The sequence below is a fragment of the Enterobacter cloacae complex sp. 382A5 genome (assembly GCF_050031095.1).
Lineage (GTDB): Bacteria > Pseudomonadota > Gammaproteobacteria > Enterobacterales > Enterobacteriaceae > Enterobacter > Enterobacter cloacae.
The window spans coordinates 891,681-912,334 of sequence record NZ_JBLGVK010000001.1 but is presented as its reverse complement, the minus strand read 5'-3'; the positions used below and the strand labels follow the sequence as shown (position 1 = coordinate 912,334).

The window sequence follows — 20,654 nt, the reverse complement described above, 5'->3', positions numbered from 1 at the left end:
TTAACCTCGCATTTTCGGATTGATGAGAACGTACAGCACATCGGCCAGCAGGTTCAGCAGCAGGAAGCCAATCGCCACGATCAGCACCACGCCCTGCACCACCGCGTAGTCGCGGTTAAACACCGAGTCGACGATCATTTTGCCAAATCCCGGAATGGTGAAGACCTGCTCGGTCAGCACCGCGCCGCCCAGCAGCTCGCCGAACAGCAGCGTGGTAAGCGTGATCACCGGTACCAGCGCGTTGCGAAACGCATGCTTGATAATGACGGCTTTTGGCAGCAGCCCTTTGGCCCGCGCGGTGCGGATGTAGTCAGCTTTGAGCACGGCGATCATGGAGGCGCGGGTATGGCGCATCAGCGTGGCCGCCAGCCCGGTGCCGAGCACGGCGGCAGGCAGCAGCAACGTCCGCAGGTTCTGCACCGGATCTTCACTAAACGGCACAAACCCGGACGCTGGCAGCCACTGCAGATTGACCGAAAAGACCAGTATCAGCAGGATCCCGAGCCAGAAGTGCGGTATCGAGATCCCGGAGATCGCCACAAAGTTCGCCCCGTGATCGACCCAGCTGTTTTTGTTCACCGCCGCGAGGATCCCCATGCTGATGCCGAACACCAGGGCGATGATCATCGCCAGCAGCGACAGCTCCAGCGTGACCGGCAGTTTGCTGGCGATAAGCTCGGTCACCGGTTCGTGCGTGCGTAAGGAGACCCCTAGATCGCCCTGCAGCGCGCGCGTCAGCCAGTGGAAATACTGCACCGGGATGGGCGCATCCAGATTGAGCTCAGCGCGCAGCTGGGCGATCACCGCCGGATCGCGCTCTTCGCCCGCTATGGCGATGAGCGGATCGCCGGGCAGCAGCTTCTGCAGCCCGAACACCATCATACTCACCAGCAATAGCGTCGGAATGGCCAGCAGCAGCCGTTTGCAAATCAGTTCCAGCATGGTCTCTCCTCGGGACGGTTATTTCGCCAGCGTCACACCGGCCAGACGCACGATGCCGTCCGGGTACGGCTTAAAGCCCTGCACGCTTTTGTTCAGGCCGAAAATGCGCGGCTCGAAGTAGAGGTAGGCAACAGGCATGTCGGTTTGCAGCTGCTTCACTACCTTGTCGTACAGCGGCTGGCGAACGGCTTTATCGTTGCTGAGACGCGCCTGGGTCAGCCACTCATCGACCTGCGCATTGCTGTAACGGCCGTCGTTAAGCGTCCCTTTGCTGTGGATAAAACCGTAGATGCTGCCATCCGGGTCCGGGCGTCCTGACCAGCCGGAGAAGCTCAGCTGGTAATCACCGCTCTGCTGGCGATCGAGCAGCGTGGCGAACTCGGTCATCTGCAGATTCAGGGTAAAGCCCGCCTCAGCCACCATCGCCTGCAATACCTGGCCGACCTGCTGCGAGGTTGGGTTGTTCGGCACCAGCAGATTCACATTCAGCGGCGTCGCGACGCCTGCGGCTTTAAGCAGCGCTTTCGCCTTGTCGACGTCACGCGGGGGCACCGGCAGGTTGACGTGATACGGGCTTACCGTCGAAAACGGCTGGTTGGCAGGCGTATAGAGTCCTTCAAAGACCACCTGATTGAGCGCATCGCGGTCAATGGCCTGAGAGAACGCTTCACGCACGCGGGCGTCCTTGAACGGATCGTTCGCTGGCACCTTGCCATTATTGATATTGAAGGTGATGCCCTGATACCCGAGGCCGGTCACCTTCGCCAGCGCCAGCTTGCTGTCGGCTTCGACGGTTTTAACGTCGCTGGCAGCAATGCCCTCGGTCAGATCGAGATCGCCCGCGCGCAGGTTCGCCAGACGCACGGAGGCATCCGGGATCGGCAGGTAGATGATCTTGTCGAAGTGGTAAGCGTCTTTATTCCAGTAGTTGTCGAAACGAGTCAGAACAATGCGGTCCTGGGAGACGCGGCTGTCGAATTTATAAGGACCGGAGCAGACGGGATGGGCGGCAAAGTCCGGCTTTTTCGCCGCTTCGGGGGCCATCATCGCCCCGGCGCGGTCGGTGAGCTGCATTAACAGGGCAGCATCGGGGGTTTTCAGGTGCAGGGCGATCTGCATCGGGCCGGTGACCTCAACGGACTCCACGGACGATATTTCACTTTTACGCAGAGAGCCTTTTAAGGTCAGCGCCCGGTCGAGGTTGTATTTTGCCGCTGCCGCATCGAATTTTTCGCCGTCATGGAAGGTGACGCCCTCACGCAAATTGAAGGTCAGGGTTTTGCCATCCTCGCTCCAGGTCCACTCTTTCGCCAGACCCGGCACCACTTTCAGGTTTTCGTCCACATCCACCAGCCTGTCGCACAGGGAGGCAAAAACGAAGCGGCCATAATAGGTGCGCGCCAGATGCGGATCGAGCATATCCGGGTCTGCACCCAGACCTACTCGCAGCACGCTTTCAGCCTGGGCGGGCAGCGCCGCGCCGAGCAACATAACACTTCCCAGTACGGTCAAAAGAGAATTACGCATTGTCATTATCATGAGTTCCTTGAAGGAAGGGAGGAGTGAGAGGCCGCGTGTTCAAACAGCGCGCGGCGGCGCAGAAAGGCGGCAGACGGCGGTGCTATCTGGATAACACTGCGATCGCGGTTAATCTCCTGCCAGCGGTGGCAGGCAATCTGGCGTCCGCCTTCCAGCACCTGGTTAATGGGCTCGGCAAGGCGACATTCATCCGTGGCATACGGACAACGGGTATGGAATCGGCACCCGGACGGGGGATCGGCCGGGTTCGGTAAATCCCCTTGCAGCAACGGGGCTGCGCGTCGGGCGCCCGGCTGCATCTGCGGTGCAGAGGCGATGAGCGCCTGGGTGTAAGGATGGAGAGGCGCGTCAAAGATCTCGTCGACGCTGGCAAGCTCAACGATCTGCCCGAGATACATCACTGCCACGCGGTCGCTCATATGGCGGATGACCGCCAGGCCGTGGGCAACAATCACCATCGTTAGCCCCAGCTGATGCTTCAGGCTTTCCAGCAGATTGATCACCTGCGCCTGCACGGAAACATCCAGCGCCGAGACGGGCTCGTCACCCAGCAGCAGTTTTGGCCCGGAGGCCAGCGCACGCGCAATACCAATGCGCTGGCGTTGCCCACCTGAAAACTCGTGCGGAAAACGCGCCGCCCAGGCGGCAGGCAGACCCACGGTTTTAAGCAGTTCCGCAACGCGATAGTGACGATCGGCTTTTTTCATTTCCTGATGCAGCCACAGCGGCTCACCCACAATCTGCTCAACCGTCATGCGCGGGTTTAGCGACGCAAAAGGATCCTGAAAAATAATCTGTAATTCCCGGCGCAGCTGGTTGAGACGAGCTCCTGAGGCGTGTGTGATCTCTTCCCCCTGATAAAACACGCGTCCTTCGCTGGCAGCCAGCAAACGCAGCAGCAGACGGCCGAGCGTGGATTTGCCGGACCCGGACTCCCCGACAATCGCCAGCGTTTCGCCGGGCATCACGGAGAGGGAGACGCGATCCACCGCCGTCACAAAGCGGGCTGGAGTAAGAAGCTTCTTCGGGCCGGGGAAGCGCTTGCTCAGGTCACGGGCTTCAAGAATGGGCGTGGTCATGCAATCTCTCCCAGCGCAATGTGTTGTTCCAGCGGCACGCGGAAGCAGGCGACCAGATGGTCAGCCCCTTGCGCCGTGAGCGACGGTTTTTCGTTATGGCAGCGCGTTTGCGCGAAGGGGCAGCGGGTCGCGAAGCGGCAACCTTTCGGCATGGATTCCGCCAGGGGAACCGCGCCGGGAATGGTGGCGAGCGGCCCTTTACGCGCGCCCGCGGACGGAATAGAGCCCATCAGACCAATGGTGTACGGGTGCTGCGGATCGGCAAAGATGGCCTCGACGCTCCCCTGCTCCACCACCTGCCCGGCATACATCACCGCCACCTGCTGCGCCACTTCCGCCACCACGCCTAAATCATGGGTGATCATCAGCACCGCCGTACCGGTCTCCTCTTTTAAGGTGTTGAGCAGTGCGAGGATTTGCGCCTGAATGGTGACGTCCAGCGCGGTGGTCGGCTCGTCGGCAATCAACAAACGCGGATGGTTAATCAGCGCCATCGCAATCATCACGCGCTGGCGCATGCCGCCGGAAAGCTGGTGCGGATACGCTTTCAAACGCATCTCTGCCGCCGGGATCTGCACCTTCTCCAGGATTTGCAGCGCGGTATTCATCGCCTGTGCACGCGAAACGTTCTGATGGCGCATAACCGCTTCGCTGAGCTGGTCCCCAAGGGTAAAGGCGGGGTTGAGCGACGTCATCGGCTCCTGGAAAATCATCGCCAGCTCGTTACCGCGGAGATCGGCATATTCCCGCGGGGAGAGCTTTCGCAGATCGTGGCGACGAAACTGCATATCGCCGCTGACAATCTGCGCGCTGGCGGGTAATAGCCCCATCAGCGCTAAGGAGGTGATACTTTTCCCGCAGCCGGACTCCCCCACCAGCGCCAGCGTTTCACCCGCTTTGACCGTCAGCGAGATACCGTCAAGCACACTCACCGGCGATCCGGCGAACTTAACGTTGAGGTTTTGCAGGCGCAGTACCGGAGTGGCTTCCTTAAACGGAATCGTCGTCATAGCGTGATGTCGTCCTCAAGGTGGATCGCCTGTATCAGGGCGTTTTGCAGGCTAAGCAGATGTTCGCGCATGGCGGCCGCTGCTTCGTTGGGCTGGCGATGGATAATCGCGGACATGATTTTATGATGATGGTCGTTGTAGACATCGACCCGTTCGGGGGTTCGGGCAAGCTCACGCAAATGCTGCCAGCCTGGCTCACGCCTGACGGCATCAATGGCATCAAAAAGACCGAGCATCAGGCGATTGCCTGCGGCCTCCGCAATGGCGCGGTGAAAGGCGCTGTCCCACAGTTCATTCAGATCGCGGTCGTCCGGGCTGACCTTATCGATGCGTTCCAGCATGCGCTGCATGAGCGCGAGGTTTTCCCTGGTGGCACGCAGTGCCGCAAGCCGGGCTAAGCCGGGTTCGAGCTGTAGACGAGCTTCCATCACTTCCAGAAGGTTGGTTTGCTGAACCAATCCCTGAAGGGCCAGCGGTTCCACAGGCGCAGCAGGACCAATAAAAGTGCCTTTGCCCTGCTTACGCCAGATCCGCCCCTCTTCTTCCAGCACATCCAGCGCACGACGTACTTCACGTCGTCCTACGCCGAGAGTTTCCGACAGCTCACGTTCCGTGGGCAGCGGAAGGCCTGGTGTTGACTCGTGCTGGTGAATAAGACCGCGCAATTGTTCAAGCGCGGTGCTGGAATTTGCCAGAAACCGTGACGGTTTTTCCATATTGGTTCGCTCGCTTTCATCATGACTTTATTGTTATTAACGATAAGTTATTGATATGAGGCGCTACTTATCGTGCTAATGATTAAGCAATAAACGAACCAATATAATATTGGTTCATGAGCTTTTATGAACAACACAGGCAAATGAATGATTTTGTGATAATTATATTTACAACTAGACACAATCTGACGGGAAGGCAAAAGATAACACGGTGAAAGAATGCACAAACCTAGTGCGAATTATGCACTTAAGTTGTGCAAATGTTAATTAATTGCACCATAAAATATAACTTTTGATTAACAAAAAGGAAGTGTGATATGAAGAGGATGTCCAAACGACAAAGGCCTGAATCATTTCTGATTCAGGCCTTTTGAATAGTGGCGGAACGGACGGGACTCGAACCCGCGACCCCCTGCGTGACAGGCAGGTATTCTAACCGACTGAACTACCGCTCCGCTGTGTTCCCTTGGGAACGAGGCGCATATTACGGTTTGCCTCTGAACTCGTCAACGCTTTTTCTCACGTTTTGAATCGTTTGCTGCAAAAATCACCCGAACGGTGATTTTACAGGCATTCTGGCATGCCTTACGCACGCCACATACAGCTTCCGCCCTTCTTCTGGACCAGATCCAGACGAGATTCGTGGTTGAGAAGCTCTTCATCACTCGCTAAAACAACCCGCAAGCGGCTGGCCTGACGAACAACACGCTGAATTCCCGCTTCGCCCTGCGTCTGCTGAGATTCATTCTCCATGCTGAACTTCATTGACGTTTGACCGCCGGTCATCGCCAGATAGACATCCGCCAGGATCTGGGCATCGAGCAATGCCCCGTGCAGCGTTCGCTTGGTGTTGTCTATTTCATAACGTGAACAGAGCGCATCGAGGCTGTTACGCTTGCCGGGGAACATCTTCCTGGCCAGCGCCAGGCTGTCAGTGACCTTGCAGAAGGTGTTCGTTTTGGGGATATCGCGCTGGAGCTTACTAAACTCGTAGTCCATAAAGCCGATATCGAACGAGGCGTTGTGAATGACGAGCTCTGCGCCTTTGATGTAGTCCAGAAATTCGTCCGCCACCTCCGCGAAGGTCGGTTTATCCAGCAAGAACTCATCGGCAATACCATGAACGCCGAACGCTTCTGGATCCACCAGCCGATCGGGTTTGAGATAGACGTGGAAGTTGTTCCCCGTCAGACGACGGTTCACCACTTCAACAGCACCGATCTCAATGATTTTGTGCCCTTCGTAGTGCGCGCCGATCTGGTTCATACCAGTGGTTTCGGTATCAAGAACAATCTGGCGAGTAATTGCAGTGCTCATAGCGGTCATTTATGTCAGACTTATCGTTTAACTGAACGTTTCAAATACAGGAAGTCTACCAGAGATGCGTAAACAGGTAGAAATTTTCACCGATGGATCTTGTCTCGGTAACCCAGGGCCTGGCGGCTATGGCGCGATTATGCGCTATCGTCAGCACGAAAAAACTTTTAGTGAAGGGTATTTCCTGACCACCAACAACCGCATGGAGTTGATGGCGGCCATCGTGGCGCTGGAAGCCTTAAAAGAACATTGTGACGTGGTGCTCAGTACCGACAGCCAGTACGTGCGCCAGGGGATCACCCAGTGGATCCACAACTGGAAAAAACGCGGCTGGAAGACGGCAGATAAGAAGCCCGTCAAGAATGTCGATCTCTGGAAACGACTGGATGCGGCACTGGGCCAGCATAATATTAAGTGGGAATGGGTAAAAGGCCATGCCGGCCACCCGGAAAACGAGCGCTGCGATGAACTGGCGCGGACGGCGGCCGCTAACCCGGCACATGAGGACGCGGGCTATCAGCCTGAATCCTGATTACGGTTTTCTGTACTGCCGCGTGGCCCCCACGGTCTGGCGGATCGGCGTTTTGGTTTTGCTCTGCTTCATCGGGTTAAGCGTCAGGGGAATGGTTCGCTTACGCGCAACGATAAACTGCATGCAGCCTAATGCGGGCAAATGGGTACTCAGCAAAACGCCCCCTTTTCTGGCCCAGGGCAGTACCTGAAATCCGCCGTAGCTGAGCACTTCAAAATTCAGCAGCGAAAGCCAGTCCAGCTGGCGCATCATGGTGAACATCCGGCTGTTATAAGGAGGAGTGCGGCGTAATACGGGCACCAGCTTGCGTAGCCCCATCAGGCTCAGCGGATTAAACCCGCTTATCACCAGCCAGCCGTCATCTATCAGCACGCGATCGGCTTCACGCAGCATGCGATGAGGATCGCTGCACCAGGGTATCGTATGCGCCAGCAGGCACGCATCAACCGACTTTTCCGCAAACGGCAGATGTAAAGGGTCTGCCTTCACCTGAACGGGCGATCCGCCGAGAGAGACATGGACCTGATGTGAGATAGCGCAGCTTTCGGTATTGATTTCCGCGCTGAGATTGCCAATCTTAAGCAGGTGAAAGCCATACATTTTCGCGAGCCAGGGCTTAAGCTGTAGTTCTAATGCCTCGCGATAGTATTCACCCCAGGGCAATTCCGCCCAACGTTCCGGTGCTGCGACAGTCTGAGGTATCCTTGCCGGTTTCATCAAAACACCCGCCACGCTATAAGAGGTAATGTATGAATCTTATCAGTATTCCTGCCTTTGAGGACAATTACATCTGGGTTTTAGTCGATGACGCGCGTCGATGCGTCATTGTCGACCCCGGAGAGGCCGCCCCGGTTCTGCAGGCAATAAAAGAGAGTGGCTGGCAGCCTGAAGCCATCCTCCTGACCCACCATCACCACGATCATACCGGCGGTGTGCCTGAGCTGCGCGCCCGGTTCCCGCATCTGGTGGTTTACGGACCGGCAGAGGCACAAGATAAGGGAATCACGCAAGTAGTCGAAGAAGGCAAAAATATCCTCATACGTGAGTGGGAGTTTTCCGTATTTGCTACACCAAGTCACACTTTGGGACATCTGTGTTTCTACAGCAAACCTTATCTGTTTTGTGGCGATACGCTGTTTTCTGGCGGCTGTGGAAGACTGTTTGAAGGCACGCCAACCCAGATGTACCAATCTTTACAAAAAATTAATGCCCTGCCTGACGATACTGTAATTTGTTGCGCGCATGAGTATACATTAGGAAATATGAAGTTTTCTGCCAGCATTTTACCTGAGGATCGTGCGATTCAGGATTACTATCAGAAAGTGAAGGAGTTACGTGCAAAAAACCAAAAAACACTACCCGTAATTCTGAAAAACGAGCGTAAAATTAATTTATTTCTTAGAACAGATGACATTGATTTAATTAATAAAATTAACCAAGAAACAAAATTGCAACAACCAGAACAGCGATTTGCATGGTTAAGGTCAAAGAAAGATAACTTCAGATAATTGCGGGTTGCCTTTTCAAAATTTCGCCGTTATCATCGCTCGTCTTTTAAGCAACTATTGACACACACATGAAGGCAAAAGCGATCTTACTCGCCTCTGTCCTGCTTGTTGGTTGCCAGTCGCAGAACGGCAGCAACGTACAACAGCACGCACAGAGCCTTTCTGCAGCTGGTCAAGGGGAAGCAGGGAAGTTTACAAGCTCAGCGCGTTGGTTGGACGATGGGACATCTTTCGCGCAGGATCAAAACTTGTGGACCTCTATTGGCGACGAGCTAAAGATGGGAATTCCGGAAAACAGCCGGATTCGCGAACAGAAACAGAAGTATTTAAGAAATAAGAGCTATCTCCACGATGTAACGTTACGGGCAGAGCCGTATATGTACTGGATAGCCGGGCAAGTTAAGAAACGTAACATGCCTATGGAGCTGGTACTCCTACCCATAGTGGAGAGCGCTTTTGACCCACACGCGACGTCTGGCGCCAATGCCGCAGGTATTTGGCAGATCATTCCGAGCACCGGGCGAAATTACGGTTTGAAACAGACCCGTAACTATGATGCGCGTCGCGATGTTGTCGCTTCCACGACAGCCGCTCTCGACATGATGCAACGTCTGAACAAGATGTTTGACGGCGACTGGTTGTTAACTGTTGCGGCGTATAATAGTGGCGAAGGTCGTGTACTGAAGGCAATGAAAGCGAATAAAGCACGGGGTAAATCCACCGATTTTTGGTCGCTCTCACTGCCACAGGAAACGAAGATTTACGTACCGAAGATGCTGGCATTGAGTGATATTCTCAAAAACAGCAAGCGTTACGGTGTACAACTGCCAACACCAGACGAAAGTCGTGCACTGGCGCGCGTTCGCCTCAGCAACCCGGTTGATATTCAACAGGTTGCCGATATGACGGGTATGTCGGTAAGTAAACTGAAAACCTTTAACGCGGGTGTTAAAGGCTCAACGCTGGGGGCGAGTGGCCCACAGTATGTGATGGTTCCGCAGAAACATGCTGAACAGTTACGTGAGTCTTTAGCGTCTGGTGAAATTGCCGCCGTTCAGTCAACGCTGATTGCGGATGCATCATCAGTCAACAGCCGCAGCTATAAGGTTCGTAGCGGTGATACGCTTTCGGGCATTGCATCACGTCTTGGCGTGACAGCAAAAGATCTGCAGCAGTGGAATAACCTGCGCAGCTCAGGCCTGAGAGTGGGTCAGACACTGACGGTGGGTGCGGGTAGCAGCGCACAGCGTCTCGCCAATAACAGCGATAGCATTACCTATCGCGTGCGTAAAGGCGATTCACTGTCCAGTATCGCAAAACGACACGGCGTGAACATTAAGGATGTGATGCGCTGGAATAATGATACTGACAATCTGCAACCAGGCGACCAGCTGACACTGTTTGTGAAAAACAGCGCCACGCCAGACTCCTGATTACACGATACAAAGATAAAAAGGCACCGATTCCCCTCGGTGCTTTTTTTTTACTTCGCTTTTTGCGCTTCAACCATGATGGTATCGCTGGTAAACGAACCGTCATCCTGCAATTCAAAGTAGGCCTTCACCTCTGAGGAAGCACTGTCCTGATACAACCGGATGGCCTGGCTTAACGCGTCCGGGGTGCGCATACGGGCGATCCACGAACTAAATTCCAGCGGTAAGCGATCGGTTATCAGTGAACGTGAAATTAAACCGGCCTCAGTGATAAACGTTAACCACTCCCCACTGGAATAATCCTGCACGTGCGAGGTGTCACGCAGCGCTTCAACCGTCTGCAGCCAGATGTTCCGTACAGGGTGACCCGGGGACATGACGTCCATAATGATGACGGTTCCACCCGGCTTCAGCACGCGTTTGACTTCCCGCAATGCCTGACCGACATCATGCCAGTGGTGCGCGGAGTAACGGCTGATAACAACGTCAAACGACGCCTCTTCGAAAGGTAAGGATTCGGCATAGCCCTGGCGCGTATCGACATTGTTGAGCCCTTTGGCTTTTGCCGCCTCCGCCACTACCTCCAGCATCTGGCTGGATAAATCATACGCCGTAACCTGAGCCACATGCTGCGCTGCTGTAAAGCTGGCATGCCCTGCTCCGCAGCCTAAATCCAGCACCGTCGCCTGCGGAAACGCCGAGAGACGCTCGCCGAGACGCACCAGATCGCGGCCAGAAGCATGTACGGCGCTGGTCAGATAGGCGCTTGCCTGGGAACCAAACTGTTTTTCGACGTTGTCGTGATGAGAGTGTGTTGTTGTCATTGTACTGTCCTTGCGTTGGTTAAAGTAAAGGGCAGCACTCAACCGGCCTGCCCCACGGCAGACCTGACTCACCATATTAATCAGGTTTGCCGGGACTGAATTCCACTAGTAGCGGGTTGTGATCGGAGGCGCGAGTGACCAGAACAGAGGCATCATGCACGCTCAAACCACGATAGAAAACGAAATCGAGAGGACGACCGAACGCTTTCTTGCGCTGGTCATCACTAAAACGAACTTCACGCAGCGACATCTCCCGCGCAAAGCGATACAGCGCGTTCATGCGTGGACGGCTCCAGGCATTGAAATCCCCGGCCATAATAATAGGCCCACTGTGATGGGCTATCTGGTCACCAATAGGAAGTAACTGCTTACTATACACATCCACGCCCAGACTGAAGTTTACCGCATGGATGTTCACGACCATCAGTAGCCGCGTGTCAGGCAGTGGGTAGACCGTCACCAGCGCCGATTTTGCCAGTCGCAGGATAGGCTCGCGTTCGCGCAGCGGGCAGCAGTAAACCGGATGCGCGGCAGAAAGGGTCATCACGCCAGAGGGATGTTGCGGCAATACAAATGCGGGCACCTGGTCGGCGGCGAGATAGTTAGTGGTCGCAAACCTTACCAGCTCAGGCGTGGTTTGCGCCTCCTGCAGCAGAACCAGATGGGCATCTTTACCAAAGTTCTTGAGGACGGATAACCAATCCGCGCGCTGCTGTTTAAAGATATTCCATACCAGCACCCGAATTTTTTCATCGCTGCTTAACGGTGTACCGGCAGGTAATGCCTGGCTGATGCTCGCAAACGACCCGGGAGGCAAGATCCTCTCCGCGGGCATTCCGGCAACATAACGCATGGCATAGGTATTTTTTCGCACTTTTGGAAACAACCTCTGTAACATGAACCAGCCCGGAAAACGGACTGGTTCTAATGTTATAGGGATTTTAGGTCACACTTTCAACGCAATTACTGAGAAACCTCTTTCCAGTTTTGTAAGCAAGCACTTACTGAGGTTTAACCAAGCGCTACGCGAGAGGGTTTATCAAGGCGCCCGCTCAGACCAATCAGCAGGAAGGCAACGAGCACAATAACGGCACCAATCCACGGGGTTTGGGTTAACCCAAAGTGCTCCACCGTCTGCCCGCCAACGATAGAACCGATCGCGATACCAATGTTGAAGGCGGCAATGTTCAGACCAGAAGCCACGTCCACCGCATTTGGCGTATAGCGTTCGGCTTTTTGCACCACGTAGACCTGCAGGCCGGGTACATTACCAAAGGCAAAGATGCCCATGACCAGTACCGTTACCAGCGCGGCGTACTGAATCGATGCCGTGAACTGGAAGAGCATCAGCAGAATCACCAGTGCCGCGAAGATAAACTTAAGCGCTGGTACAGCACCATGCTTATCCGCGAGCTTACCTCCCCAGATGTTGCCAATCGCCACAGAGATACCGTACCCCAGTAAAATCCAGCTTACCGCTGCAGGAGAGAAGCCGGCCAGATCCTGCATCATTGGAGCGAGGAAGGTGAATGCCGTGAACACGCCGCCGTAGCCCAGCGCCGTAACGGCATAGATGAGCAGCAAACGAGGATGTGTGAGCACCTTAATCTGATCGCTCAGTCTTGCACTTGTACGGCCGGGAATATTCGACGGTACCAGCAGCAGACTGGCCACCAGTGCAATCACGCCCAGTAAAGAAACGGCGAGGAAGGTTTCACGCCAGCCGAAATGTTGCCCGATGAACGTCCCTAATGGTACGCCGGTGACCAGTGCGACGGTCAATCCGCCAAACATAATAGCAATGGCTGATGCGGCTTTCTCTTTGGGTACCAGGCTGGTTGCAATGGTGGAGCCAATCGAGAAGAACACCCCATGAGCAAGGCCAGTCAGTAGGCGGGCAATGACCAGCGTCGTGTAGTCCGGCGCCTGCCAGGCCAGTATATTGCCGGCCGTGAAGAGCACCATCAGCGCGACCAGCAGTTGCTTACGCGGGAATCGCCCGGTTAATGCCGTCAGGACGGGTGCGCCGACAGCGACACCCAAAGCATAGATGGAGACCAACAGCCCGGCTGAAGGTAATGAGATAGCAAGCTGGTTAGCGATGGTAGGAACCAGTCCTACGATAACAAATTCGGTCGTGCCAATTGCAAAGGCACTGATCGTCAGGGCAAGTAGCGCCAGTGGCATAAAATACTCCGTATCATCAGGATTAAGATGACAGGCAGTATGCGCCAGTGGTTAAATAACAAAAATGGTCAAAATCTCAATAGAATTTTGCAGGTGGTGCAACAATGAAAGCAACCTCGGAAGAGCTGACAATCTTTGTCGCCGTCGTCGAAAGTGGCAGTTTTAGCCGCGCGGCAGAGCAGTTAGGGCAGGCAAACTCTGCTGTAAGCCGCTCAGTGAAAAAGCTTGAGATGAAGCTTGGGGTGAGTCTTCTCAACCGCACGACGCGGCAGTTGAGCCTGACGGAAGAAGGTGAACGGTACTTCCGCCGGGTGCAGTCTGTCTTACAGGAGATGGCTGCAGCAGAGACCGAGATCATGGAAACGCGCAGCACACCACGTGGGCTATTGCGTATTGATGCGGCCACACCGGTAGTTCTGCACTTTCTGATGCCGCTGATTAAACCTTTCCGTGAACGCTATCCGGAGATGACGCTCTCTTTGGTCTCCTCCGAGACCTTTATCAATCTTATCGAACGTAAAGTCGATGTGGCGATCCGGGCGGGAACCCTGACGGACTCAAGCTTGCGCGCGCGTCCTCTGTTTGCCAGCTACCGTAAAATCATCGCCTCACCACAATACATCGCTGAACACGGCAAACCTGAAACCGTTGAAGAGCTGAAGCAGCATCTGTGTCTGGGTTTCACCGAGCCGTTATCACTGAATACCTGGCCTGTCGCCTGCCCTGACGGTCAGTTGCATGAGATCACCTGCGGGTTGTCGTCCAACAGCGGGGAAACGCTGAAGCAGCTGTGTCTTGAAGGAAATGGGATCGCCTGTTTGTCTGATTACATGATTGATAAAGAAATTGCGCGCGGTGAGCTCGTGGAGTTAATGGCGGACAAGCGTCTGCCGGTAGAGATGCCCTTCAGTGCGGTTTACTACAGTGACAGAGCGGTGAGCACGCGTATCCGTGCCTTTATCGACTTCCTGAGCGAGCATATAAAAACAGCTCCCGAAGGAGCTGTGTGAGGGTTAAGCGTACAGAGGATAGGTCAATATTAATCCCAGTCTGGCGCTAAACCTTCCGGGCTCACCAGGCGATCGTTACACTCCAGGGCAGCGATCGCTTTTTTGTCTTCGTCATCCAGCTGGAGATCCACAGCTAACAGGTTGCTGGCCAGGTTTTCACGCTTCGTTGAAGATGGAATAACGGCATAACCTTCACCCATCGCCCAGGCCAGGATCACCTGTGCAGCCGTTGCGTTATGTTTATTTGCAATACGTGCAATGACCTCATCTTTCAGCGCTTTACCGTATGCCAGCGTCATGTAAGAAGTGATGTGAATCCCGTGCTGTTTGGCCCACGCCACCACGTTGCGGTTTTGTAGATAAGGGGAGAGCTCAATCTGGTTGGTCGCAATGTTCTCTGCGCCAACGGCAGCAATGGCTTTTTCCATCAACGGAATGGTGAAGTTCGAAATACCAATTTGACGGGTTAAGCCCTGCTTTTTCGCTTCCAGCAGCGCCTGCATGAATTCTTCTACAGAAACGGCATCATTCGGAGATGGCCAGTGGATCAGGGTCAGATCAACATAGTCAGTACGCAGCTTCTTCAGGCTCTCTTTCAGGCTTGGGATCAGCTTGTCTTTACTGAGGTTCTCGATCCAGATTTTGGTGGTGATAAACAGTTCGTTACGCGGTACACCGCTTTCTTCAATCGCCTGGCCAACCGCAGCTTCATTTTCATAAATCTGCGCAGTATCAATTGCGCGATAGCCAAGCTCAAGGGCGGTTTTGACCGATGCGATAACAACGTCGTCTTTCAGGCGGAAAGTGCCCAGGCCTAATGCAGGGATAGTCATGTCATTCCTCGTTATTCGTAATGTTCGTTAACTGAGGAAGATTATCGCTGCTGGCGTTATGCTGAAAAAGGTCGTAAAACGCAGAGGATTTTTGCTGATTTAGCAATAATTGGGAAGCAGATAAGAAAAAAGCCCTGAGCGTTAACTCAGGGCTTTTAATAAGTGGCGGAACGGACGGGACTCGAACCCGCGACCCCCTGCGTGACAGGCAGGTATTCTAACCGACTGAACTACCGCTCCACCGAAGACTGCTGTAACCACCGGATTTATGCACCGGCTTACTACTTAATTTGATGCCTGGCAGTTCCCTACTCTCACATGGGGAGACCCCACACTACCATCGGCGCTACGGCGTTTCACTTCTGAGTTCGGCATGGGGTCAGGTGGGACCACCGCGCTAAAGCCGCCAGGCAAATTCTTGTGCTCTGTCCTGTGTCTTTTGGGCTGATACTGCGTTGGCTGCTCTCGTAAAGTCAGTCACATACCTCAGTATGCTCCTTCCTTTCCTTCGCTTGCCGCCTTGTCTCAGCGCAAAATCCTTCGGACTCTGAATCAAAGCTGAAAATCTGTCTCTTCGCCAAAACATCTTCGGCGTTGTAAGGTTAAGCCTCACGGTTCATTAGTATCGGTTAGCTCAACGCATCGCTGCGCTTACACACCCGACCTATCAACGTCGTCGTCTTCAACGTTCCTTCAGGAGACTTTAAGTCTCAGGGAGAACTCATCTCGGGGCAAGTTTCGTGCTTAGATGCTTTCAGCACTTATCTCTTCCGCATTTAGCTACCGGGCAGTGCCATTGGCATGACAACCCGAACACCAGTGATGCGTCCACTCCGGTCCTCTCGTACTAGGAGCAGCCCCCCTCAATTCTCCAGCGCCCACGGCAGATAGGGACCGAACTGTCTCACGACGTTCTAAACCCAGCTCGCGTACCACTTTAAATGGCGAACAGCCATACCCTTGGGACCTACTTCAGCCCCAGGATGTGATGAGCCGACATCGAGGTGCCAAACACCGCCGTCGATATGAACTCTTGGGCGGTATCAGCCTGTTATCCCCGGAGTACCTTTTATCCGTTGAGCGATGGCCCTTCCATTCAGAACCACCGGATCACTATGACCTGCTTTCGCACCTGCTCGAGCCGTCACTCTCGCAGTCAAGCTAGCTTATGCCATTGCACTAACCTCCTGATGTCCGACCAGGATTAGCTAACCTTCGTGCTCCTCCGTTACTCTTTGGGAGGAGACCGCCCCAGTCAAACTACCCACCAGACACTGTCCGCAACCCGGATTACGGGTCTACGTTAGAACACCAGCCATTAAAGGGTGGTATTTCAAGGATGGCTCCACGCAGACTGGCGTCCACGCTTCAAAGCCTCCCACCTATCCTACACATCAAGGACCAGTGTTCAGTGTCAAGCTATAGTAAAGGTTCACGGGGTCTTTCCGTCTTGCCGCGGGTACACTGCATCTTCACAGCGAGTTCAATTTCACTGAGTCTCGGGTGGAGACAGCCTGGCCATCATTACGCCATTCGTGCAGGTCGGAACTTACCCGACAAGGAATTTCGCTACCTTAGGACCGTTATAGTTACGGCCGCCGTTTACCGGGGCTTCGATCAAGAGCTTCGCGTTGCCGCTAACCCCATCAATTAACCTTCCGGCACCGGGCAGGCGTCACACCGTATACGTCCACTTTCGTGTTTGCACAGTGCTGTGTTTTTAATAAACAGTTGCAGCCAGCTGGTATCTTCGACTGATTTCAGCTCCACCCGCAGGGGCTTCACCTACATATCAGCGTGCCTTCTCCCGAAGTTACGGCACCATTTTGCCTAGTTCCTTCACCCGAGTTCTCTCAAGCGCCTTGGTATTCTCTACCTGACCACCTGTGTCGGTTTGGGGTACGATTTCGTGTTACCTGATGCTTAGAGGCTTTTCCTGGAAGCAGGGCATTTGTTACTTCAGCACCGTAGTGCCTCGTCATCACACCTCAGCGTTAAAAGGTACCGGATTTACCTGGAACCTCCGCCTACATGCTTAAACCGGGACAACCGTCGCCCGGCTAACATAGCCTTCTCCGTCCCCCCTTCGCAGTAACACCAAGTACAGGAATATTAACCTGTTTCCCATCGACTACGCCTTTCGGCCTCGCCTTAGGGGTCGACTCACCCTGCCCCGATTAACGTTGGACAGGAACCCTTGGTCTTCCGGCGAGCGGGCTTTTCACCCGCTTTATCGTTACTTATGTCAGCATTCGCACTTCTGATACCTCCAGCAACCCTCACAGGCCACCTTCAACGGCTTACAGAACGCTCCCCTACCCAACAACACAGAGTGTCGCTGCCGCAGCTTCGGTGCATGGTTTAGCCCCGTTACATCTTCCGCGCAGGCCGACTCGACCAGTGAGCTATTACGCTTTCTTTAAATGATGGCTGCTTCTAAGCCAACATCCTGGCTGTCTGGGCCTTCCCACATCGTTTCCCACTTAACCATGACTTTGGGACCTTAGCTGGCGGTCTGGGTTGTTTCCCTCTTCACGACGGACGTTAGCACCCGCCGTGTGTCTCCCGTGATAACATTCTTCGGTATTCGTAGTTTGCATCGGGTTGGTAAGCCGGGATGGCCCCCTAGCCGAAACAGTGCTCTACCCCCGAAGATGAGTTCACGAGGCGCTACCTAAATAGCTTTCGGGGAGAACCAGCTATCTCCCGGTTTGATTGGCCTTTCACCCCCAGCCACAGGTCATCCGCTAATTTTTCAACATTAGTCGGTTCGGTCCTCCAGTTAGTGTTACCCAACCTTCAACCTGCCCATGGCTAGATCACCGGGTTTCGGGTCTATACCCTGCAACTTAACGCCCAGTTAAGACTCGGTTTCCCTTCGGCTCCCCTATACGGTTAACCTTGCTACAGAATATAAGTCGCTGACCCATTATACAAAAGGTACGCAGTCACACCCGAAGGTGCTCCCACTGCTTGTACGTACACGGTTTCAGGTTCTTTTTCACTCCCCTCGCCGGGGTTCTTTTCGCCTTTCCCTCACGGTACTGGTTCACTATCGGTCAGTCAGGAGTATTTAGCCTTGGAGGATGGTCCCCCCATATTCAGACAGGATACCACGTGTCCCGCCCTACTCTTCGAGTTCACAGCCTGTGTGCTTTCGTGTACGGGACTATCACCCTGTACCGTGCGACTTTCCAGACGCTTCCACTAACACACAAGCTGATTCAGACTCTGGGCTGCTCCCCGTTCGCTCGCCGCTACTGGGGGAATCTCGGTTGATTTCTTTTCCTCGGGGTACTTAGATGTTTCAGTTCCCCCGGTTCGCCTCGTTAACCTATGTATTCAGTTAACGATAGTGTGACGAATCACACTGGGTTTCCCCATTCGGACATCGCCGGGTCAAGGGTTCATATCACCTCGCCGGCGCTTTTCGCAGATTAGCACGTCCTTCATCGCCTCTGACTGCCAGGGCATCCACCGTGTACGCTTAGTCGCTTAACCTCACAACCCGAAGATGTTTCACTTCTGATTGCGAAAATTTGAGAGACTCGAACACACATTAACTGTGTGTCGTTTCAATTTTCAGCTTGATCCAGATTTTTAAAGAGCAAAACTTCGCAGTGCACCTTTTCAGGTTCACTCTGAAGTTTTCTTGTGTTCGCAGTAAAAGATGGTGGAGCTATGCGGGATCGAACCGCAGACCTCCTGCGTGCAAAGCAGGCGCTCTCCCAGCTGAGCTATAGCCCCATCGTTTGCAAACCTCTGTACCGGTAATTTTTCCTGAGACAAGGCGTGGTAACGCGACGCATACATCAGTATGTGAGCGTTGCCGCAACGCAGTATCAGGGAAAATTTGGTAGGCCTGAGTGGACTTGAACCACCGACCTCACCCTTATCAGGGGTGCGCTCTAACCACCTGAGCTACAAGCCTGTAGAGGTTTTTACTGCTGTTTTTCATCAGACAATCTGTGTGAGCACTACAAAGGCAGGTTCTTTAAGGTAAGGAGGTGATCCAACCGCAGGTTCCCCTACGGTTACCTTGTTACGACTTCACCCCAGTCATGAATCACAAAGTGGTAAGCGCCCTCCCGAAGGTTAAGCTACCTACTTCTTTTGCAACCCACTCCCATGGTGTGACGGGCGGTGTGTACAAGGCCCGGGAACGTATTCACCGTAGCATTCTGATCTACGATTACTAGCGATTCCGACTTCATGGAGTCGAGTTGCAGACTCCAATCCGGACTACGACGCACTTTATGAGGTCCGCTTGCTCTCGCGAGGTCGCTTCTCTTTGTATGCGCCATTGTAGCACGTGTGTAGCCCTGGTCGTAAGGGCCATGATGACTTGACGTCATCCCCACCTTCCTCCAGTTTATCACTGGCAGTCTCCTTTGAGTTCCCGGCCTAACCGCTGGCAACAAAGGATAAGGGTTGCGCTCGTTGCGGGACTTAACCCAACATTTCACAACACGAGCTGACGACAGCCATGCAGCACCTGTCTCACAGTTCCCGAAGGCACCAATCCATCTCTGGAAAGTTCTGTGGATGTCAAGACCAGGTAAGGTTCTTCGCGTTGCATCGAATTAAACCACATGCTCCACCGCTTGTGCGGGCCCCCGTCAATTCATTTGAGTTTTAACCTTGCGGCCGTACTCCCCAGGCGGTCGATTTAACGCGTTAGCTCCGGAAGCCACGCCTCAAGGGCACAACCTCCAAATCGACATCGTTTACGGCGTGGACTACCAGGGTATCTAATCCTGTTTGCTCCCCACGCTTTCGCACCTGAGCGTCAGTCTTTGTCCAGGGGGCCGCCTTCGCCACCGGTATTCCTCCAGATCTCTACGCATTTCACCGCTACACCTGGAATTCTACCCCCCTCTACAAGACTCCAGCCTGCCAGTTTCGAATGCAGTTCCCAGGTTGAGCCCGGGGATTTCACATCCGACTTGACAGACCGCCTGCGTGCGCTTTACGCCCAGTAATTCCGATTAACGCTTGCACCCTCCGTATTACCGCGGCTGCTGGCACGGAGTTAGCCGGTGCTTCTTCTGCGGGTAACGTCAATTGCTGTGGTTATTAACCACAACACCTTCCTCCCCGCTGAAAGTACTTTACAACCCGAAGGCCTTCTTCATACACGCGGCATGGCTGCATCAGGCTTGCGCCCATTGTGCAATATTCCCCACTGCTGCCTCCCGTAGGAGTCTGGACCGTGTCTCAGTTCCAGTGTGGCTGGTCATCCTCTCAGACCAGCTAGGGATCGTCGCCTAGGTGAGCCGTTACCCCACCTACTAGCTAATCCCATCTGGGCACATCTGATGGCAAGAGGCCCGAAGGTCCCCCTCTTTGGTCTTGCGACATTATGCGGTATTAGCTACCGTTTCCAGTAGTTATCCCCCTCCATCAGGCAGTTTCCCAGACATTACTCACCCGTCCGCCACTCGTCACCCGAGAGCAAGCTCTCTGTGCTACCGTTCGACTTGCATGTGTTAGGCCTGCCGCCAGCGTTCAATCTGAGCCATGATCAAACTCTTCAATTTAAAAGTTTGATGCTCAATGAATTAAACTTCGTAATGAATTACGTGTTCACTCGTTGAGACTTGGTATTCATTTATTGTCCGAGGACATTAAGAATCCATGTCACTTTGAGTGCCCACACAGATTGTCTGATAAATTGTTAAAGAGCAGTTGCGACGCGCTTCAGCGCTCTGTCGCGAGGTGGCG

General features: G+C 54.1%; 15 protein-coding genes, 4 tRNA genes and 3 rRNA genes. 4 read left to right on the top strand and 18 right to left on the bottom strand.

Annotated elements, in window-relative coordinates:
• From ACQG2G_RS04300 to dnaQ, 7 genes are all read right to left on the bottom strand, one after another.
• Complete coding sequence (locus ACQG2G_RS04300; RefSeq protein WP_061771817.1) at positions 1-942, bottom strand: ABC transporter permease; 942 nt, start codon at positions 940-942, stop codon at positions 1-3.
• Positions 943-960: 18 nt separating this feature from the next.
• Positions 961-2,475, bottom strand: coding sequence for an ABC transporter substrate-binding protein (locus ACQG2G_RS04295; RefSeq protein ID WP_013095721.1), 1,515 nt, complete (start codon positions 2,473-2,475; stop codon positions 961-963).
• A gap of 2 nt (positions 2,476-2,477) precedes the next feature.
• On the bottom strand, positions 2,478-3,560 hold the full coding sequence (locus ACQG2G_RS04290; RefSeq protein ID WP_061771818.1) for an ABC transporter ATP-binding protein: 1,083 nt from the start codon (positions 3,558-3,560) through the stop codon (positions 2,478-2,480).
• A complete protein-coding gene (locus ACQG2G_RS04285; protein ID WP_020686305.1) occupies positions 3,557-4,570 on the bottom strand; it encodes an ABC transporter ATP-binding protein in 1,014 nt (337 codons plus the stop codon). The genes ACQG2G_RS04290 and ACQG2G_RS04285 overlap by 4 nt, the downstream gene beginning before the upstream one ends.
• The gene (locus ACQG2G_RS04280) at positions 4,567-5,286 is read right to left on the bottom strand and encodes a FadR/GntR family transcriptional regulator (protein WP_013095718.1); all 720 of its coding nucleotides are present in this window, start codon (positions 5,284-5,286) and stop codon (positions 4,567-4,569) included. Before ACQG2G_RS04280 ends, ACQG2G_RS04285 begins: the two co-directional genes overlap by 4 nt.
• Positions 5,287-5,664: 378 nt before the next feature.
• Positions 5,665-5,741, bottom strand: a tRNA-Asp gene (locus ACQG2G_RS04275).
• A gap of 130 nt (positions 5,742-5,871) precedes the next feature.
• Positions 5,872-6,603, bottom strand: a complete 732-nt coding sequence (gene dnaQ / locus ACQG2G_RS04270; RefSeq protein WP_013095690.1) for a DNA polymerase III subunit epsilon — start codon at positions 6,601-6,603, stop codon at positions 5,872-5,874.
• Between the two features lie 64 nt (positions 6,604-6,667).
• Between dnaQ and rnhA the strand changes: the two genes are divergently transcribed.
• Complete coding sequence (gene rnhA, locus ACQG2G_RS04265) at positions 6,668-7,135, top strand: ribonuclease HI (RefSeq protein WP_013095689.1); 468 nt, start codon at positions 6,668-6,670, stop codon at positions 7,133-7,135.
• Here the strand turns inward: rnhA and ACQG2G_RS04260 are convergent, their stop codons facing one another.
• A complete protein-coding gene (locus tag ACQG2G_RS04260) occupies positions 7,136-7,852 on the bottom strand; it encodes a class I SAM-dependent methyltransferase (protein ID WP_013095688.1) in 717 nt (238 codons plus the stop codon). It abuts the gene before it with no gap.
• A 32-nt stretch (positions 7,853-7,884) separates the two neighbouring features.
• On the opposite strand from ACQG2G_RS04260, the gene gloB reads away from it, so the two are divergent.
• Both gloB and mltD read left to right on the top strand, forming a co-directional pair.
• Positions 7,885-8,643: a hydroxyacylglutathione hydrolase gene (gloB, locus tag ACQG2G_RS04255; protein WP_248766790.1), complete on the top strand. Its 759-nt coding sequence runs from the start codon at positions 7,885-7,887 to the stop codon at positions 8,641-8,643.
• A 68-nt stretch (positions 8,644-8,711) separates the two neighbouring features.
• Positions 8,712-10,076, top strand: a complete 1,365-nt coding sequence (mltD, locus tag ACQG2G_RS04250) for a murein transglycosylase D (protein WP_013095686.1) — start codon at positions 8,712-8,714, stop codon at positions 10,074-10,076.
• A 50-nt stretch (positions 10,077-10,126) separates the two neighbouring features.
• On the opposite strand, the gene ACQG2G_RS04245 is transcribed toward mltD, so the two are convergent.
• From ACQG2G_RS04245 to ACQG2G_RS04235, 3 genes are all read right to left on the bottom strand, one after another.
• Positions 10,127-10,900, bottom strand: a complete 774-nt coding sequence (locus ACQG2G_RS04245) for a class I SAM-dependent methyltransferase (RefSeq protein ID WP_013095685.1) — start codon at positions 10,898-10,900, stop codon at positions 10,127-10,129.
• Between the two features lie 76 nt (positions 10,901-10,976).
• Positions 10,977-11,774 (bottom strand): endonuclease/exonuclease/phosphatase family protein, encoded by a 798-nt coding sequence (locus ACQG2G_RS04240; RefSeq protein ID WP_013095684.1) that lies wholly within the window; start codon positions 11,772-11,774, stop codon positions 10,977-10,979.
• Between the two features lie 137 nt (positions 11,775-11,911).
• Positions 11,912-13,087, bottom strand: a complete 1,176-nt coding sequence (locus tag ACQG2G_RS04235; RefSeq protein WP_029882849.1) for an MFS transporter — start codon at positions 13,085-13,087, stop codon at positions 11,912-11,914.
• Positions 13,088-13,191: 104 nt separating this feature from the next.
• Between ACQG2G_RS04235 and yafC the strand changes: the two genes are divergently transcribed.
• Entirely contained in the window at positions 13,192-14,097 is a 906-nt protein-coding gene (yafC, locus tag ACQG2G_RS04230; protein WP_020686297.1) for a DNA-binding transcriptional regulator YafC, read from the top strand.
• A 29-nt stretch (positions 14,098-14,126) separates the two neighbouring features.
• Here yafC and dkgB read toward each other — a convergent pair whose 3' ends face one another.
• From dkgB to ACQG2G_RS04195, 7 genes are all read right to left on the bottom strand, one after another.
• A complete protein-coding gene (gene dkgB / locus ACQG2G_RS04225) occupies positions 14,127-14,930 on the bottom strand; it encodes a 2,5-didehydrogluconate reductase DkgB (RefSeq protein WP_100168788.1) in 804 nt (267 codons plus the stop codon).
• Between the two features lie 163 nt (positions 14,931-15,093).
• A tRNA-Asp gene (locus ACQG2G_RS04220) sits at positions 15,094-15,170 on the bottom strand.
• 55 nt (positions 15,171-15,225) lie between these two features.
• Positions 15,226-15,341 (bottom strand): 5S ribosomal RNA (gene rrf / locus ACQG2G_RS04215).
• A gap of 187 nt (positions 15,342-15,528) precedes the next feature.
• Positions 15,529-18,431 (bottom strand): 23S ribosomal RNA (locus tag ACQG2G_RS04210).
• 170 nt (positions 18,432-18,601) lie between these two features.
• Positions 18,602-18,677, bottom strand: a tRNA-Ala gene (locus tag ACQG2G_RS04205).
• Positions 18,678-18,784: 107 nt separating this feature from the next.
• Positions 18,785-18,861: transfer RNA gene (locus ACQG2G_RS04200), tRNA-Ile, on the bottom strand.
• A gap of 69 nt (positions 18,862-18,930) precedes the next feature.
• A 16S ribosomal RNA gene (locus ACQG2G_RS04195) occupies positions 18,931-20,470 on the bottom strand.
• The 16S, 23S and 5S rRNA genes sit together here with 3 tRNA genes alongside, the layout of an rRNA operon.
• Between the last annotated feature and the right edge of the window lie 184 nt (positions 20,471-20,654).

Excerpts from the sequence above, each read along its gene's own strand:
- ACQG2G_RS04300 (WP_061771817.1), bottom strand. The coding sequence starts at position 942 with ATGCTGGAACTGATTTGCAAACGGCTGCTGCTGGCCATTCCGACGCTA.
- ACQG2G_RS04295 (WP_013095721.1), bottom strand. The coding sequence starts at position 2,475 with ATGACAATGCGTAATTCTCTTTTGACCGTACTGGGAAGTGTTATGTTG.
- ACQG2G_RS04290 (WP_061771818.1), bottom strand. The coding sequence starts at position 3,560 with ATGACCACGCCCATTCTTGAAGCCCGTGACCTGAGCAAGCGCTTCCCC.
- ACQG2G_RS04285 (WP_020686305.1), bottom strand. The coding sequence starts at position 4,570 with ATGACGACGATTCCGTTTAAGGAAGCCACTCCGGTACTGCGCCTGCAA.
- ACQG2G_RS04280 (WP_013095718.1), bottom strand. The coding sequence starts at position 5,286 with ATGGAAAAACCGTCACGGTTTCTGGCAAATTCCAGCACCGCGCTTGAA.
- dnaQ (WP_013095690.1), bottom strand. The coding sequence starts at position 6,603 with ATGAGCACTGCAATTACTCGCCAGATTGTTCTTGATACCGAAACCACT.
- rnhA (WP_013095689.1), top strand. The coding sequence starts at position 6,668 with ATGCGTAAACAGGTAGAAATTTTCACCGATGGATCTTGTCTCGGTAAC.
- ACQG2G_RS04260 (WP_013095688.1), bottom strand. The coding sequence starts at position 7,852 with ATGAAACCGGCAAGGATACCTCAGACTGTCGCAGCACCGGAACGTTGG.
- gloB (WP_248766790.1), top strand. The coding sequence starts at position 7,885 with ATGAATCTTATCAGTATTCCTGCCTTTGAGGACAATTACATCTGGGTT.
- mltD (WP_013095686.1), top strand. The coding sequence starts at position 8,712 with ATGAAGGCAAAAGCGATCTTACTCGCCTCTGTCCTGCTTGTTGGTTGC.
- ACQG2G_RS04245 (WP_013095685.1), bottom strand. The coding sequence starts at position 10,900 with ATGACAACAACACACTCTCATCACGACAACGTCGAAAAACAGTTTGGT.
- ACQG2G_RS04235 (WP_029882849.1), bottom strand. The coding sequence starts at position 13,087 with ATGCCACTGGCGCTACTTGCCCTGACGATCAGTGCCTTTGCAATTGGC.
- yafC (WP_020686297.1), top strand. The coding sequence starts at position 13,192 with ATGAAAGCAACCTCGGAAGAGCTGACAATCTTTGTCGCCGTCGTCGAA.
- dkgB (WP_100168788.1), bottom strand. The coding sequence starts at position 14,930 with ATGACTATCCCTGCATTAGGCCTGGGCACTTTCCGCCTGAAAGACGAC.